Genomic DNA, 16,387 nt, shown 5'->3' with positions numbered 1-16,387 from the left:
ACGAACATGACCATTCCGGCAACGGACGAATTCCGGCCAATGTGTTGACGCGGTCCTGACATAACCACGCTTCGGCTGGCACTCTTCCCCCGTTCTGCGCACCGCTTGCTCTGCCCGGACGGCTCACCCAGGCCCGTCCGTCACCCCCCTCGCAGAAGGAGTCCGCGTGAGATCCACGCCCAGCCGTCGTGCCACCGCGACCGGCGCTCTGATAGCCACCGCAGCCCTCCTCGCCGTCGGCGTACAGACCGGCGGCGCGACCGCCGCCGACAACACCAGCGCGGCCCCGGCCGCCGTCGCCAAGGGCGCCGACCGCGGCTCCCTCCCCGCGACGCTCTCCCCCGCCCAGCGCGCCGAGCTGATCCGCGAGGCCGACGCCACCAAGGCGGCCACGGCCGAGGAGCTCGGCCTCGGCGCCACGGAGAAGCTGGTCGTCCGCGATGTCGTCAAGGACGTCGACGGCACCACGCACACCCGCTACGAGCGCACGCTCGGCGGCCTCCCCGTCCTCGGCGGCGACCTGGTCGTGGCCGAGACCAAGGCAGGGAAGACCGAGAGCGTCACCAAGGCGTCCAGGGCGACCGGCGCACAGCTGAAGGCCGTCGGCACCACCGCGGACATCGCGGCCGCCACCGCCGAGAAGCAGGCCCTGAGCGCGGCGAAGGCCGAAGGGTCGCAGAAGACCGAGGCCAGCAAGGCCCCGCGCAAGGTCATCTGGACGGCGAGCGGCACCCCGCAGCTCGCGTACGAGACCGTGGTCGGCGGCCTCCAGCACGACGGCACGCCGAACGAGCTGCACGTCGTCACCGACGCCTCGTCGGGCGCGAAGCTCTACGAGTGGCAGGCCATCGAGACCGGCACCGGCAACACGATGTACAACGGCCAGGTGACGCTGGGCACTTCGGGCTCGTACAACCTGACCGACACGACGCGCGGCAACACCAAGACGTACAACCTGAACCGCGGCACGTCGGGCACCGGGACGCTGTTCTCCGGCACGGACGACATCTGGGGTGACGGCACCGCGGCCAACCTGGAGACCGCGGGCGCCGACGCGCACTACGGCGCGGCCGAGACCTGGGACTACTACAAGAACATCCACGGCCGCACCGGCATCCGGGGTGACGGTGTCGGCGCGTACTCCCGCGTCCACTACGGCAACAACTACGTCAACGCCTTCTGGTCCGACAGCTGCTTCTGCATGACGTACGGGGACGGCAGCGGCAACACCTCGCCGCTGACCTCCCTCGACGTGGCGGCCCACGAGATGACGCACGGTGTCACCTCCAACACCGCCGGCCTGGTCTACAGCGGTGAGTCCGGCGGCCTCAACGAGGCGACCAGCGACATCTTCGCCGCGGCCGTCGAGTTCTACTCCGACACCGCGGAGGACCCCGGCGACTACTTCGTCGGTGAGAAGATCGACATCAACGGCGACGGCACCCCGCTGCGCTACATGGACAAGCCGAGCAGGGACGGCGCGTCCAAGGACTCGTGGTACTCGGGCATCGGCTCGGTCGACGTCCACTACTCCTCGGGCCCGGCGAACCACTGGTTCTACCTGCTCTCCGAGGGCAGCGGAGCCAAGACCGTCAACGGTGTCGCGTACGACTCCCCGACCTCGGACGGCCTTCCGGTGACGGGCATCGGCCGCGACAAGGCCGCGCAGATCTGGTTCAAGGCGCTCACCACCAAGTTCACCTCGACGACGAACTACGCCGCGGCCCGCACCGGCACCCTCGCCGTGGCCGGTGAGCTCTACGGCACCACGAGCGCCGAGTACACCGCGGTCGCCAACGCCTGGGCCGGCATCAACGTGGGCACCCGCCCCGGTGGCACCGACCCGGACCCGGGTGGCACGGTCTTCCAGAACACGACCGTCAAGGCGCTCGCCGACCGGAGCACCACCAGCATCCCGGTCGCCGTCACCGGCGTCACCGGCAACGCGCCGAGCGACCTCTCGGTCGCGGTGGACATCACCCACACCTACCGCGGTGACCTGGTGCTCGACCTGGTCGCCCCGGACGGTACGGCCTACCGGCTGAAGAACTCCTCGTCGAGCGACTCCGCGGACAACGTGGTGGCGACCTACACGGTCAACGCCTCGTCCGAGGTGGCCAACGGCACGTGGAACCTGAAGATCCAGGACGCCTACACGGGCGACACCGGCACCTTCAACAGCGTCAAGCTCACCTTCTGAGCGCCCGCCGAGGGCACTGAGCAGGCAGTGCCGCAGAACAGGCACTGACGCATCGCACGGGAACGGCCCGGGAGTTCCCTCCCGGGCCGTTCCCGTGCGTCGACAGGCGGGGATGTTCGCGTGGGTCGGGGTATCCCAGGCCACGAACAGGTTGTTCGGGCCGGCGGGCCGCTGCCGCTCGGTGAGCGTCGGCGTGTTCGTCATCGCGTAACCCGTGCGGTGGTGCGGCGCGTTGAACCCGACCTCGGTGACCGGGCCGAGGTGGTCCTTGAGCGAACCGCCGCACAACGGGGACGGAACGGCCGTGCCCAGCTGGTACCTGGCGTGCAGGCCCAGCGCGTGGCGGAGCCGGTCGGCGACCTCCGGGTGGAGGTCCTGGCCCCGGCTGCGGCTCGTCCCGGTGATGTGGGGGACGGCCGGGAGCCCGTAGCCGGTGCGGGTGAGATCGCGGCAGGTCTCCTGGGAGAGCCCGTCCAGGAAACGAACGGCGGGAGCGGGACCGGTCAGCCCGGGATGTCCTGCTCGGCCCAGACGACCTTGCCGACCGCCGTGCGGCACGAACCCCACCTGCGGCAGAGCAGGTTGATGAGCTGAAGGCCGCGGCCGCCCTCGTCGCTCACGTCCGCGTGCTGGATCTGCGGCAGGTCGGGCCCGGTGTCCGCGACCTCCACCCGGAGCCGCTCGTCGCACAGCAGCCGGAGCCGGCCAGGCCCGCCGCCGTAGCGCAGGGCGTTGCCGACCAGTTCACTGACGACCAGCTCGGTGACATCGGCGAGTTCGGCGAGGCTCCACCGGTCGAGCTGCTCGGTGACCAGCTTCCGGGCGGTGGACGCGGGGTTGCCCTCCGTCGGCAGGTCCCACACCTGCAGCCTGACCTCCGGGGGCAGTTCATGGCCGCCTGCGACCAGCAGCACCGCCTCGTCGAAACGGCCGTCGTCCGCCTTCGGCGAGGTGAGCAGACCGCCGTCGTCGAGCTGTTCGGGCGTCATCGCCGAGACCGCCGTGCGCAGCCCCTCCAGCTGGACGTCCACGTCCTCGACGCGTGTCTTGATCAGGCCGTCCGTGTAGAGCACCAGCCGGCTGCCCACCGGACCGCGCAGCCTCAGCGGGTCGTACGGGATGACGCCGGCGCCCAGCGGGGCCCCGACCGGCACGTCGAGGAACCGGGCCTCCCCGTCGCCGTCCACCAGCAACGGCGGCGGGTGGCCCGCGCTCGCGATGGTGTAGCTGGAGTCGGCCGGGTCGTAGACGGCGCACAGACAGGTGGCGACCTGGTCGTCCTCCAGGTCACGGGTGGCCAGATCCAGCCGGGCGAGCACCCGGTCGGGCGCGATGTCCAACGTCATGAGCGTACGGGCGACGGTGCGCAGGCGGCCCATCGTGGCGGCGGCGGGCAGGCCGTGCCCGGTGACGTCGCCGACGACCAGGGCCGTACGCCCGCCGGGCAGCGCCACCACGTCGTACCAGTCACCGCCCACCCCGTGGGCGTCGAAGGCGGGCACGTAGTGGGCGTGCACCTGGAGACCGGGGGTGTACGGCGTCGCGCGTGGGAGGAGGCTGCGCTGCAGCGAGACGACGTGCTCGCGCTCGCGCCCGTAGAGGCGCGCGTTGTCCATGAAGACCGCGGCCATGGCGCCGAGCTGCCCCGCGAGTTCCACGTCGGACCGGTTGAAGGGCGGGCTGTCCCCGGCGCGCACGAAGTCGGCGGAGCCCAGCAGGACACCGCGGGCGATCAGCGGCACGGCCATGTAGCTGTGGACTCCCTGGCGGCGCATCGCCGCGGCGGCGCTGTCCGTCGGCGCCACACGGATGTAGTCCTCGTCGGTCATCCGGCTGACCAGAACCGGCCGGCCGTTGCGCAGACACTCGGTGATCAGCAGGGTCTCGCGGCGTTTGCTGCGGTCCACCACTTCGCCGACCGGGGAGGGTTCGAGCTCGGCCAGCGCGTCGATGGAGGTGACGGCCATGGCCCGGATCACGGGGACCGCCGCCCCGGTGACGCGCTCGCCCTCCTCGCCGAGCATGACGGACTCCAGCAGGTCGACGGCCGCGGCGTCCGCCAGCCGCGGGACGCTGTAGTCGGCCAGCTCCTGCGCCGTGCGTTCCAGGTCGAGGGTCGTGCCGATGCGGGTGCTCGCCGAGTGGAGCCAGCGCAGCCGGGCGGCGGTGGTGAAGCGGTCGGCCCGTCGTGCGGCGACGGTCTCCGCGCGGCGGGGCTGCAGCTGCCGGGAGGTGCCGCCCCGCGCGGCGAGCCGACGGGTCAGGCGTCTCGCAGGGCCTCCGCCGCCGTTCACCGTGCCGACCTCCACTCGCGCCCGCGGGACGCCTCGCTGTCACCTGGGTGGCCCGAGAGCCACACCGGCACCGGCTGTCATGTTAGCCAGATCACGGTGAAAACACCCCTGCCGGACCCCGCAGATCCCGGGAACCGGGCCCGCTGGGCAGCGGGCCCGGCGCCCCGTGGGACGCCGCGCCCGCCCGAGGGGGGCGGGGCGTCAGCGCAGCAGCACGCCGCCGCCGTCGCCCGTCGACTCGTTCGGCACCGCGACCAGGCCGAGCTCCGCTCCCGACGCGAGCAGCGGATGCGAGGGCAGGACGCGCACGGTGTAGCCGTACGGGCCCGTACGGTCGAGGGCGAGCGGGCCCTCGTACAGCCAGCGGCCCTCCAGGTCGTGGCCGCCGGCCGGTTTCAGGGGGAACGTCTGGGCCTCGGCGATCGCGTCACCGGAGTCGACGCGCCCGGCGACGACCTGCACCTCCACGTCGTCCGGATCGAGACCGCCCAGCGCGATCCGGACCCGGAGCGCCAGGGCGGACCCCAGCTCCGCGGAACCGCCGACGACCGTGTCGGCCGCGGCCTCCACATGGTCGACGGCCACATCCGGCCACGCCGCGTGGACCCGGGCCTTCCACTCGGCGAGCTCCCGTGCGACGGCCGGCCGCAGGGCCCGGCGGGCGAGCGCCGCGGGTGCGTAGAGCCGCTCCACGTACTCGCGCACCATGCGGCCCGCGAGGACCTTGGGCCCCAGGGTGACCAGGGTGCGGCGGACCATCTCGATCCACCGCTCGGGCAGGTCGTCGGCGTTGCGGTCGTAGAAGCGCGGGGCGACCCGGTCCTCGATCAGCGCGTAGAGGGCGTTGGCCTCCAGCTCGTCCCGCCGTTCCTCGTCCGTGGCGGAGCCGTCGGCGGTGGGGATCGCCCAGCCGAAGTCCGGCTCGAACCACTCGTCCCACCAGCCGTCGCGCACGGAGAGGTTGAGGCAGCCGTTGAGGGCCGCCTTCATCCCGCTCGTGCCGCAGGCCTCCAGCGGGCGCAGCGGGTTGTTCAGCCAGACGTCGCAGCCCGGGTAGAGCTTCTGCGCCATGCCCATGCCGTAGTCCGGCAGGAAGACGATGCGGTGGCGGACCCGCGGGTCGTCCGCGAACCGCACCAGCTCCTGGACCAGCCGTTTCCCGCCGTCGTCGGCGGGGTGGGCCTTGCCGGCGACGACGATCTGGATCGGGTGCGTGGGGTGGAGCAGCAGCGCCCGCAGCCGGTCGCGGTCGTGCAGCATCAGCGTCAGCCGCTTGTACGAGGGCACCCGGCGGGCGAAGCCGATGGTCAGCACGTCCGGATCGAGCACGCCGTCGATCCAGCCGAGTTCGGCGGTGCCCGCGCCGCGCCGGCGCCAGGAGGCGTAGAGCCGTTTGCGGACCTCGGTCACGAGCTGTTCGCGCAGCCCCCTGCGGAGGTCCCAGATCTCCCGGTCGGGGACGGCCGCCACGGCGTCCCAGCGCCGGGGGGTGCCGGTCCGGCCGCCGTCGGCGGTGACCGTGCCGGACGCCTCGTCGACCTCGGCGCCCGCCAGCGCGTTTTCCGCCCGTTCGGTGCCGAATTTCCTGGCGCCGAGCCGGAGGACCTCGGGTGCGACCCAGGTCGGCGCGTGCACCCCGTTGGTCACGGAGGTGATCGGCACCTCCGAGGGGTCGAATCCCGGCCACAGCCCGGAGAACATCTCCCGGCTGACGGCCCCGTGCAGGGTGGAGACGCCGTTGGCGCGCTGGGCGAGCCGCAGGCCCATCACCGCCATGTTGAAGAGTCCCGGCTCACCGCCGGGGTAGGTCTCCATGCCGAGGCGGAGGATCCGCTCCACGCCGACGCCGGGCAGCTCGCCGTCGTCACCGAAGTGACGGGCCACGAGCTGGCGTTCGAATCGGTCTATCCCGGCGGGTACCGGGGTGTGCGTGGTGAAGACCGTCCCGGCCCGCACCACTTCGAGGGCGGCGTCGAAGTCCAGGCCGGTCTCGGAGAGTTCCCGGATCCGTTCGAGGCCGAGGAATCCGGCGTGTCCCTCGTTGGTGTGGAACACCTCGGGGACCGCGTGTCCGGTCAGCCGGCAGTAGGTCCGCACGGCGCGCACCCCGCCGATGCCGAGCAGCATCTCCTGGAGGAGGCGGTGGTCGCTGCCGCCGCCGTACAGCCGGTCGGTGACGTCGCGTTCGCCCGGGGCGTTCTCCTCGACGTCGGAGTCGAGCAGCAGCAGGGGGACGCGGCCCACCTGGGCCTGCCAGATCGAGGCGTACAGCGAACGGCCGCCGGGCAGTGCCAGCACCACCCGGCTGGGGGTGCCGTCCACCTCCCTCACCAAGGTGAGCGGCAGCTCGTTGGGGTCGAGGACGGGGTAGTGCTCCTGCTGCCAGCCGTCCCGGGACAGGCTCTGGCGGAAGTAGCCGTGGCGGTAGAGCAGGCCGACCCCGATGAGCGGCACGCCCAGGTCGCTGGCGGCCTTCAGATGGTCCCCGGCCAGGATTCCGAGCCCGCCGGAGTACTGGGGCAGGGCCGCGGTGACCCCGAATTCGGGTGAGAAGTAGGCGACGGCCGCGGGGAGTTCCGCGCCCTGGGCGAGCTGGTTCTGATACCACCTCGGGCCGTCGAGATACTCCTGGAGGCCCTCGGACACCTCGGTGAGCCGGCGCAGGAAGTGCTGGTCGGCGGCCAGCTCGGCGAGGCGTCCGGCGGACACGGCGCCCAGCAGGCGCACGGGATCGGCATCCGCCGGCCGCCAGCCCTCCGGGTCGGCCGCCTGGAAGAGCTGTTGGGTCTCGGTGTGCCAGGACCAGCGCAGGTTGCGGGCGAGGTCGCTGAGCGGTCGCAGGGGTTCGGGGAGGACGGGGCGCACGGTGAATCGACGAATGGCCTTCACGTATCCCACCTTTACAGGGGACGTACGGATCCGAGGGGACGCACCACGGTGTACGCCTTCTCCGTCACCCTCGACGGTAGCGGCGTGCCGCCGTACGCGACCACGGCGCACGACCGGCTCGATGGGCACCGCCAGGTCCGGCGCGACCGCCTCCGGCCCGGCTCTCGCACCGGGCGCACCCTCCCCCGGTCCCGCCCGCCCCGGCTCCCGCACGCTCCGTCGCACGGGTCCCGGCCGCCCCGTCGGCCCCGGTGACCGCATGGGCCGGATGCGCACACATCCGTCACAGGCGATATGGCCGATTTCCCCTCCTCGCGCGACCTTGTGTCGCTTCGCACCACAGGCAAAGCTGCGTGGTGCGCCCTACGACGGCCGGGGGACCGGCGCGCGGCGCGCAGCGCGTGCACGGGAGTGCACGGGAGGGCACGGGAGTGCACCCAGGAGTTAACACGCCGCCGGGTTGGCCGCCCGAAATCGGTGGGAAGGCTTCCCCGGTACTCAGCCCGACCACGGCCCGCGCGGCACACCTCAGGTGCCCCCGATCCGAGCACGAACCCCCCGCGCACCTGCCATTCGAGTGCCATTCGAGTGAACGCGGACAGGAGCGGCCATGCACACAGCCCGCCAGCCGACAACTGAGCAGCTACAAAGGACGCAACCCCACCATCGCGGCGCGCGCGGTCAGCCCTCCACGCCCACGCCGCGCCCCGTGCATGCCGAGCTACTGCCCCCAGGTGATTTCGTGATCGGTCGTATTCCCGTCCTGGACGTCCACCCCCTCGTCGACTGCGGCAGGCGGCCGGCCAAAGCCGTCGTGGGCGAGACCTTCCAGGTCAGCGCCACCGTCTTCCGTGAAGGCCATGACGCGGTGGCCGCCAATGTCGTCCTGTGCGATCCGAGCGGACGGCCCGGCCCGTGGACGCCGATGCGCGAGCTCGCCCCCGGGACGGACCGCTGGGGCGCGGATGTCACCCCGGGTGCCGAGGGCCGCTGGACGTACACCGTCGAGGCGTGGAGCGATCCGGTCAGCACCTGGCGCGGGCACGCACGGATCAAGATTCCCGCCGGGATCGACACCGCGCTGGTCCTGAGGGAGGGCGCCGAGCTGTACGAGCGCGCCGCCGACGGCGTACCGAAGCGGGACGGGCGCGAGGCGGTGCTGGCCGCCGTCGACGCGCTGCGCGACACGAACCGCCCGGCGGCCTCCCGGCTCGCCGCCGCACTCACACCCGAGGTGGACGAGGCGCTCGGCCGGCACCCCCTGCGCGAACTGGTCACCGCCTCCCGCCCGCTGCCGCTGGCCGTCGAGCGCAGGCGCGCCCTGTACGGGTCCTGGTACGAGCTGTTCCCGCGCTCCGAGGGCGCGCGGACGGAGCCGGCCGCTCCCGCGAAGCCAGCCCGCGCACCCCGGGCGACGAAGGCCGCCAGGACCGCGAAGACCACCGCCACCGCTGCCGCTGCCGCTGCCGCTGCCACGAAGAGGAGGAGCGCCGCGGTGACGGCGGAGCTGCCCCCGGTGCCGGCCGGGGTCGTCAGCGGTACCTTCCGTACCGCCGCGGAGCGCCTTCCGGCCGTCGCCGCGATGGGGTTCGACGTCGTCTACCTCCCCCCGATCCACCCCATCGGCACCACACACCGCAAGGGCCCCAACAACAGCCTCTCCCCCGGCGCCGGGGACCCGGGGGTGCCGTGGGCGATCGGCTCGGCGGAGGGCGGCCACGACGCAGTCCATCCGGACCTCGGCACGCTCGACGACTTCGACCACTTCGTGGAGACGGCCCGCACGCTGCGGATGGAGATCGCGCTGGACTTCGCGCTCCAGTGCTCCCCGGACCACCCCTGGGTGAAGGAGCACCCCGAGTGGTTCCACCACCGCGCCGACGGGTCGATCGCCTACGCGGAGAACCCGCCGAAGAAGTACCAGGACATCTATCCGATCGCCTTCGACCAGGATCTGCCCGGCATCGTCGCGGAGACCACCCGCATCCTGCGGTTCTGGATGGACCACGGTGTGCGGATCTTCCGGGTCGACAATCCGCACACGAAACCGGTGGTCTTCTGGGAGAAGGTGATCGCCGACATCAACCGCACCGACCCGGACGTGATCTTCCTGGCGGAGGCCTTCACCCGTCCCGCGATGATGCGGACGCTGGCCTCGGTCGGCTTCCAGCAGTCGTACACCTACTTCACCTGGCGTAACACGAAGCAGGAGCTCACCGAATACGTCACCGAGCTTTCGGGCGACAGTTCCTCGTACATGCGGCCCAACTTCTTCGTGAACACGCCCGACATTCTTCCCGGTTACCTCCAGGACGGCGGCCGTCCGGCCTTCGAGGCGAGGGCCGTGCTCGCCGCGACCCTGTCCCCCTCCTGGGGTGTGTACGCGGGCTTCGAGCTGTGCGAGAACACCCCGGTGCATCCCGGGAGCGAGGAGTACGAGAACTCGGAGAAGTACCAACTCAAGGTCAGGGACTGGGAGTCGGCGGAACGTGAGGGCCACTCGCTGGCGCCCCTGATCACTTCCCTCAACCGGATCCGGCGACGCCATCCGGCGCTCCAGCAGCTGCGCGACGTCCACTTCCACTCCGTCGACAACGATGCGCTGATCGCGTACAGCAAGCGCTCGGGTTCGAACACCGTTCTGGTGGTCGTCAACCTCGACCCCCACCACACCCACGAGGCCACGGTCTCGTTGGACATGCCGCGCCTCGGCCTCGACCGGCACGAGAGCGTGCCGGTGCGCGACGAGCTCACCGGCGCCATCTATCACTGGGGCAGTTCCTTCTATGTGCGCCTAGAACCGGGTGTGACACCCGCGCACATCGTCGTTCTGCGACCGTCCCCGCCGACCGGAGGGTCACCCACACCATGACCGTCAACGAGCCTGTCCACGACCTGTTCGAGGACACTCCCGCCAAGGACCGCGATCCCGACTGGTTCAAGCGCGCCGTCTTCTACGAGGTACTCGTCCGGTCCTTCCAGGACTCCAACGGCGACGGCGTCGGCGACCTCAAAGGTCTCACCGCCAAACTGGACTACCTGCAATGGCTCGGCGTCGACTGCCTCTGGCTGCCACCGTTCTTCAAGTCGCCGCTGCGCGACGGCGGTTACGACGTATCCGACTACACCGCAGTGCTGCCCGAGTTCGGCGACCTCGCCGACTTCGTGGAGTTCGTCGACGCCGCGCACCAGCGCGGCATGCGCGTGATCATCGACTTCGTCATGAACCACACGAGCGACCAGCACGACTGGTTCCAGCAGTCCCGCACCGACCCGGACGGGCCGTACGGCGACTACTACGTCTGGGCCGACGACGACAAGCAGTTCCCGGACGCGCGGATCATCTTCGTCGACACGGAGACGTCCAACTGGACCTTCGACCCGGTGCGCAAGCAGTACTACTGGCACCGCTTCTTCTCGCACCAGCCCGATCTCAACTACGAGAACCCGGCGGTGCAGGAGGAGATCATCTCGGCCCTGCGCTTCTGGCTGGACCTCGGCATCGACGGCTTCCGGGTCGACGCCGTGCCGTACCTCTACCAGCGCGAGGGCACCAACTGCGAGAACCTCCCGGAGACCCACCACTTCCTCAAGCGGGTCCGCAAGGAGATCGACGCCAACTATCCGGACACCGTGCTGCTGGCCGAGGCCAACCAATGGCCGGAGGACGTCGTCGACTACTTCGGCGACTTCCCGGCCGGCGGCGACGAGTGCCACATGGCGTTCCACTTCCCCGTGATGCCGCGGATCTTCATGGCCGTACGGCGCGAGAGCCGCTACCCGGTCTCGGAAGTCCTGGCGAAGACGCCCGAGATCCCGTCCGGCTGCCAGTGGGGCATCTTCCTGCGCAACCACGACGAGCTCACGCTCGAGATGGTCACGGACGAAGAGCGCGACTACATGTACGCGGAGTACGCCAAGGACCCGCGGATGCGGGCCAACATCGGCATCCGCCGCCGCCTGGCACCGCTGCTGGACAACGACCGCAACCAGATCGAGCTGTTCACGGCCCTGCTCCTGTCCCTGCCCGGCTCCCCGATCCTCTACTACGGGGACGAGATCGGGATGGGCGACAACATCTGGCTGGGCGACCGCGACGCCGTACGCACCCCGATGCAGTGGACACCTGACCGCAACGCGGGCTTCTCCTCCAGCGATCCGGGCCGGCTCTACCTCCCCACGATCATGGACCCGGTCTACGGCTACCAGGTCACCAACGTGGAGGCGTCGATGGCCTCGCCGTCGTCGCTGCTGCACTGGACACGGCGGATGATCGAGATCCGCAAGCAGAATCCGGCCTTCGGTCTGGGCACGTACAACGAACTGCCCTCGTCGAACCCCGCGGTGCTCGCGTTCACCCGTGAGTACAAGGACGACCTCGTGCTGTGCGTCCACAACTTCTCGCGGTTCGCACAGCCGACGGAGCTCGACCTGCGGGCGTTCAACGGACGCCATCCGGTGGAGCTGATCGGCGGGGTGCGCTTCCCGGCCGTCGGCCAGTGGCCCTACCTGCTGACACTCGCGGGCCACGGTTTCTACTGGTTCCGGCTGCGGAAGGACGCCCCGGCCGCCGGAGAGACCGGGTGACGGACAGCTGACGGTGCCTCGGTCCCGGCACCTGCGGGGCGGTTTCCGGCACCATCTGCGGGGCGGTTTCCGCCGCCCCGCAGGGGGCACCCTGACCCCATATCGAGCGCTTCCGGGCCCTTCCGGCTCTTCGGGGCCCGTTTGATCGAGTCCGTACGGACTTTCCTCACCCGACACGTCCCGCACAGCCGGACAGCCATTGCCGCAATCCGGGACACTCTTCGCATCCTGTGGTGTGCCCGGGGAAAGGACGCGATGCCATGTCGGAGGCTGCATCCACTCGAGTCGCCCTGGCGAAGAGCGCAACAGAACGAAAGACGACAAGACGAGGTACGACGAGCACCACGGGCACGACGTCCCTGCTGCCGTCGCTCGCCCCGCTGCTCCATGAGTGGCTGCCCCGGCAGCGCTGGTTCGCCGGCAAGGGGCAGCCGGTCACCGGCTTCTCCCTCGTCTCGGCGACCGAGATACTGCCCCTGGACGCCTCCGCCGCGGGCCCCGGTCTGCTGCACCTGCTCGTCCGGGCCCACCAGCCCGGCGGCCCCGAGCGGTCGCACGGCGACTGCTACCAACTGCTGCTCGGCGTACGCACGACACTGCCCCCACGCCTGGCCCCGGCCCGGATCGGCCGGGTGACGGACGGTCCGCTGGCCGGCCGCACCCTGTACGAAGGGCTGCACGACCCGCGCGTCGCCGGTCTCCTGCTGGAACGATTCCGTAACCCCGGGTCACTCGGACCCCTCCGCTTCGACCGCACGGCACCGGTCCCCGCGGGACTCGCCCCGCGCCTCCTGGACACCGAGCAGTCCAACTCCTCGCTCGTCTACGGGGACGCGTACATCCTGAAGATCTTCCGCCGGGTGTTCCCGGGCACCAACCCCGATCTGGAGCTGCCGCTCGCACTGAGCCGCGAGGGCTGCGGCCGGGTGCCCTCCCCGGTCGCCTGGTTCGAGGCGACGGCCCCGGAGCCTCTCACGCTCGGTGTGCTGCAGCCCTTCCTGCGCGGTGCGCAGGACGGCTGGCAGCTCGCCCTCGCCGCGCTCGGCGCCGGACGGGACTTCGTCCCCGAGGCGCGGGCGCTCGGCCGGGCCACGGCCGAGGTGCACACGGCACTCGCCGCGGCGCTGCCGACGCCCGCCCTCGCCCACGCCCAGACCAGGAGCCTGGTGGCCGGGATGGTCGAGCGACTGGAGGCCGCCGCGCAGGCGGTCCCGGCCCTCGTCCCCTACGTACCGGGGCTGCGTGCCGCCTTCGACGCCGTCACCGCGCTGGGGCACACGGGCGGCGGCTGGGCCGCGCAGCGGGTCCACGGCGATCTGCACCTGGGCCAGACGCTGTGCGGGGACGACGGTTTCTGGTCACTGATCGACTTCGAGGGTGAGCCCGCCAAGCCCCTGCCCGAGCGCCGCAGCCCGCAGCCTCCGGTGCGCGACGTCGCGGGGATGCTCCGCTCCTTCGACTACGCGGCCCGCTCGCACCGCCCGTGGAACCCGGAGTGGGCGGCCCGCTGCCGCACCGCTTTCTGCGAGGGCTACGCCGGGGCGTCGGGCGCCGACCCGCGCGGCGAGCCGGAACTGCTGCGCGCCCATGAGACCGACAAGGCGGTGTACGAGGTGCTGTACGAGGCCCGGCACCGCCCCGACTGGCTGCCCGTCCCGATGGCCGCCATCCACCGCCTGGCCACGACGACCGAGTGACCTCCCGCTCCCTCCCACCTCTCCCCCTTCGAGGAGGCCTTCCCTGTGACCGCCCGCAAGCCGTCCCGCAAGTCGCCCGAGCCCATCGAGGTCCCGCCCGCCCCGCAGCCGGTGACCACCGAGGTCAGCGCACCGGCCGCCGAACCCGCTACCCCTCCCCCCGTCAAGCGCGCCAGGGCCAGGAGGACGACCACCACCCCACCCCGGCCACGGCGCGGCGGTGGCGGCAAGGACGTCCTGCCCGCCACGGTCCTGGACGACGGGGACCGGGGCCGGCTGCTCGCCGGTGAGCACCACGCCCCGCACGACGTCCTGGGTGCCCATCCGGCCGGGGGCGGGGTGGGGTTCCGGGTGCTGCGCCCGTTCGCGCGCGCGGTGACCGTGCTGGCCGGGGAGTTGCGGGCCGAGCTGCAGAGCGACGGGGACGGCTTCTTCTCCGGGGTCCTGCCGCTGCCCGCCGTGCCCGCCGTGTACCGGCTCCAGGTCGCCTACGACGACAACACGATCGAGGTGGAGGACCCGTACCGCTTCCTCCCCTCGCTCGGCGAGCTCGATCTGCACCTGATCGGCGAGGGCCGGCACGAGGAGCTCTGGAAGGCACTCGGCGCGCAGCCGATGGAGCACCAGGGCGTGACGGGCACCCGCTTCACCCTCTGGGCGCCGAACGCGCGGGGGGTCCGCGTCGCGGGCGACTTCAACTACTGGGACGGCACGGCCTTCCCCATGCGGTCCCTCGGCTCCACCGGCGTCTGGGAGCTGTTCCTCCCCGGCGTCGGCGAGGGCGCCGTCTACAAGTTCGACATCTGCCGCCCCGACGGTTCGCACACCCAGCGCGCCGACCCGATGGCCCGCCACGCGGAGGTGCCGCCCGCCACCGCCTCGGTGGTGACCGCATCGCACCACACGTGGCAGGACGACGACTGGATGGCGCACCGGGGCGACCGGCCGGTGCACGAGGCCCCGTTCTCGGTGTACGAGGTCCACCTCCCGTCCTGGCGCCCCGGCCTCTCCTATCGTCAGCTCGCCTCCCAACTGCCGTCCTACGTACGGGAGCTCGGCTTCACACACGTGGAGCTGATGCCCGTCTCGGAGCACCCCTTCGGGGGTTCCTGGGGCTATCAGGTCACCGGCTTCTACGCGCCGACGTCCCGGATGGGCACCCCGGACGACTTCCGTTTCCTGGTCGACGCGCTGCACACGGCGGGCATCGGCGTCCTCATGGACTGGGTGCCTGCGCACTTCCCGCGCGACGACTGGGCGCTCGCGGAGTTCGACGGCCGCCCCCTGTACGAACACTCCGACCCGAACCGGGCCGCGCACCCGGACTGGGGCACCCTGGAGTTCGACTACGGCCGTACGGAGGTCCGCAACTTCCTCGTGGCCAACGCCACTTACTGGTGCGAGGAGTTCCACATCGACGGCCTGCGGGTCGACGCGGTGGCCTCGATGCTCTACCTCGACTACTCCCGTGAGGACGGGCAGTGGTCGCCGAACGAGCACGGCGGCCGGGAGAACCTGGACGCGGTGGCCTTCCTCCAGGAGATGAACGCGACGGTCTACCGGCGCAACCCCGGAGTCGTCACCATCGCCGAGGAGTCCACCGCCTGGGACGGCGTCACGCGCGCCACGGACCAGGGAGGTCTCGGCTTCGGACTGAAGTGGAACATGGGCTGGATGCACGACTCGCTGGTGTACGTCGGCAAGGAGCCGGTGCACCGCAAGTACCACCACAACGAGATGACGTTCTCGATGGTGTACGCGTACAGCGAGAACTACGTCCTGCCGATCTCGCACGACGAGGTGGTGCACGGCAAGCAGGCGCTGGTCAGCAAGATGCCCGGTGACTGGTGGCAGCAGCGCGCCACCCACCGTGCGTACCTCGGCTTCATGTGGGCCCATCCCGGCAAGCAACTCCTGTTCATGGGACAGGAGTTCGCCCAGGGGGCGGAGTGGTCCGAGGGCCACGGCCCGGACTGGTGGCTGCTCGACCCGGCGTACGGGGCCTCCGCCGACCACCGGGGCGTACGCACCCTGGTCACGGACCTGAACGCGGTGTACGGGGCGCTGCCCGCGCTGTGGCAGCGGGACACCTCCCCGGAGGGCTTCGCCTGGATCGACGGCGGCGCGGCGGAGGACAACGCGTTCGCGTTCGTCCGTTACGACGCGGACGGCTCGCCGCTGCTGGCGGTCTCCCACTTCTCCCCGGTGGTGCGGCACGACTACCGCATCGGCGTACCGGACGGCCCCGAGGCGTGGGTGGAGGTCCTGAACACGGACGCGGCGAGGTACGGCGGCGGCGACGTGCGCAACGTGGAGCCGCTGAAGCCGGAGGCGGTACCGGCACATGGCAGGGAGACGAGCGTGACGCTGACACTGCCGCCCCTGGCGACGGTGTGGTTCCGGCCGGCCTGACGGGCGCGAACACCGGGGCGTCCGCCCCTACAGGCACACGGCACCCCCGGGCGGCAGTTCCGCCCGGGGGTGCCGTGGCGAATGCCCCCGCGTATGTGATCGGGAATTCCATGAACAATCCGAATAGCGAATCACGGCCCGACGGAAAGGATCAAGGATTCCGGATTCCCTGTTCCCACACGGAGCGGGAAGCGGTCACCCGTACGTATATGACTCACCTTCCATCGGGTGTTGTCGACCCGCCGTGCAAAGGTTTGCCCGGCCTGTCGGCGCAGGTCCATACTGATTCGACTGACCGTAAAAGCACA

7 protein-coding genes and 1 pseudogene are annotated in these 16,387 nt (G+C 71.2%); 5 read left to right on the top strand and 3 right to left on the bottom strand.

What is annotated here, in order from left to right; genetic code table 11:
- Positions 1-166 precede the first annotated feature (166 nt).
- Entirely contained in the window at positions 167-2,200 is a 2,034-nt protein-coding gene (locus OG524_RS25660; protein ID WP_405388523.1) for a M4 family metallopeptidase, read from the top strand.
- Positions 2,201-2,305: 105 nt separating this feature from the next.
- Here the strand turns inward: OG524_RS25660 and OG524_RS25655 are convergent.
- The 3 genes and pseudogenes from OG524_RS25655 to glgP all read right to left on the bottom strand — a co-directional run.
- Positions 2,306-2,680: pseudogene (locus OG524_RS25655) on the bottom strand (hypothetical protein); the annotation flags it as partial.
- A gap of 23 nt (positions 2,681-2,703) precedes the next feature.
- Positions 2,704-4,494 carry a SpoIIE family protein phosphatase gene (locus tag OG524_RS25650; protein WP_405388524.1) on the bottom strand — a complete coding sequence of 597 codons (1,791 nt, stop codon included), beginning with the start codon at positions 4,492-4,494 and terminating at the stop codon, positions 2,704-2,706.
- Positions 4,495-4,695: 201 nt separating this feature from the next.
- Entirely contained in the window at positions 4,696-7,383 is a 2,688-nt protein-coding gene (gene glgP, locus OG524_RS25645; RefSeq protein WP_405388525.1) for an alpha-glucan family phosphorylase, read from the bottom strand.
- Positions 7,384-8,125: 742 nt separating this feature from the next.
- On the opposite strand from glgP, the gene OG524_RS25640 reads away from it, so the two are divergent.
- The 4 genes from OG524_RS25640 to glgB all read left to right on the top strand — a co-directional run bounded on the left by OG524_RS25640 (position 8,126) and on the right by glgB (position 16,079).
- Entirely contained in the window at positions 8,126-10,255 is a 2,130-nt protein-coding gene (locus OG524_RS25640) for a maltotransferase domain-containing protein (RefSeq protein ID WP_405811737.1), read from the top strand.
- A complete protein-coding gene (gene treS / locus OG524_RS25635; protein WP_405388527.1) occupies positions 10,252-11,970 on the top strand; it encodes a maltose alpha-D-glucosyltransferase in 1,719 nt (572 codons plus the stop codon). Before OG524_RS25640 ends, treS begins: the two co-directional genes overlap by 4 nt.
- Positions 11,971-12,230: 260 nt before the next feature.
- Entirely contained in the window at positions 12,231-13,667 is a 1,437-nt protein-coding gene (locus OG524_RS25630; RefSeq protein WP_405811736.1) for a maltokinase N-terminal cap-like domain-containing protein, read from the top strand.
- 45 nt (positions 13,668-13,712) lie between these two features.
- Positions 13,713-16,079, top strand: a complete 2,367-nt coding sequence (gene glgB / locus OG524_RS25625; protein WP_405811735.1) for a 1,4-alpha-glucan branching enzyme — start codon at positions 13,713-13,715, stop codon at positions 16,077-16,079.
- The last annotated feature ends 308 nt before the right edge of the window (positions 16,080-16,387 follow it).

The organism is Streptomyces sp. NBC_01520, assembly GCF_045040375.1.
Taxonomy (GTDB): domain Bacteria; phylum Actinomycetota; class Actinomycetes; order Streptomycetales; family Streptomycetaceae; genus Streptomyces.
This window is presented reverse-complemented; position numbering and strand designations above follow the sequence as displayed.

Excerpts from the sequence above, each read along its gene's own strand:
- treS (WP_405388527.1), top strand. The coding sequence starts at position 10,252 with ATGACCGTCAACGAGCCTGTCCACGACCTGTTCGAGGACACTCCCGCC.
- OG524_RS25630 (WP_405811736.1), top strand. The coding sequence starts at position 12,231 with ATGTCGGAGGCTGCATCCACTCGAGTCGCCCTGGCGAAGAGCGCAACA.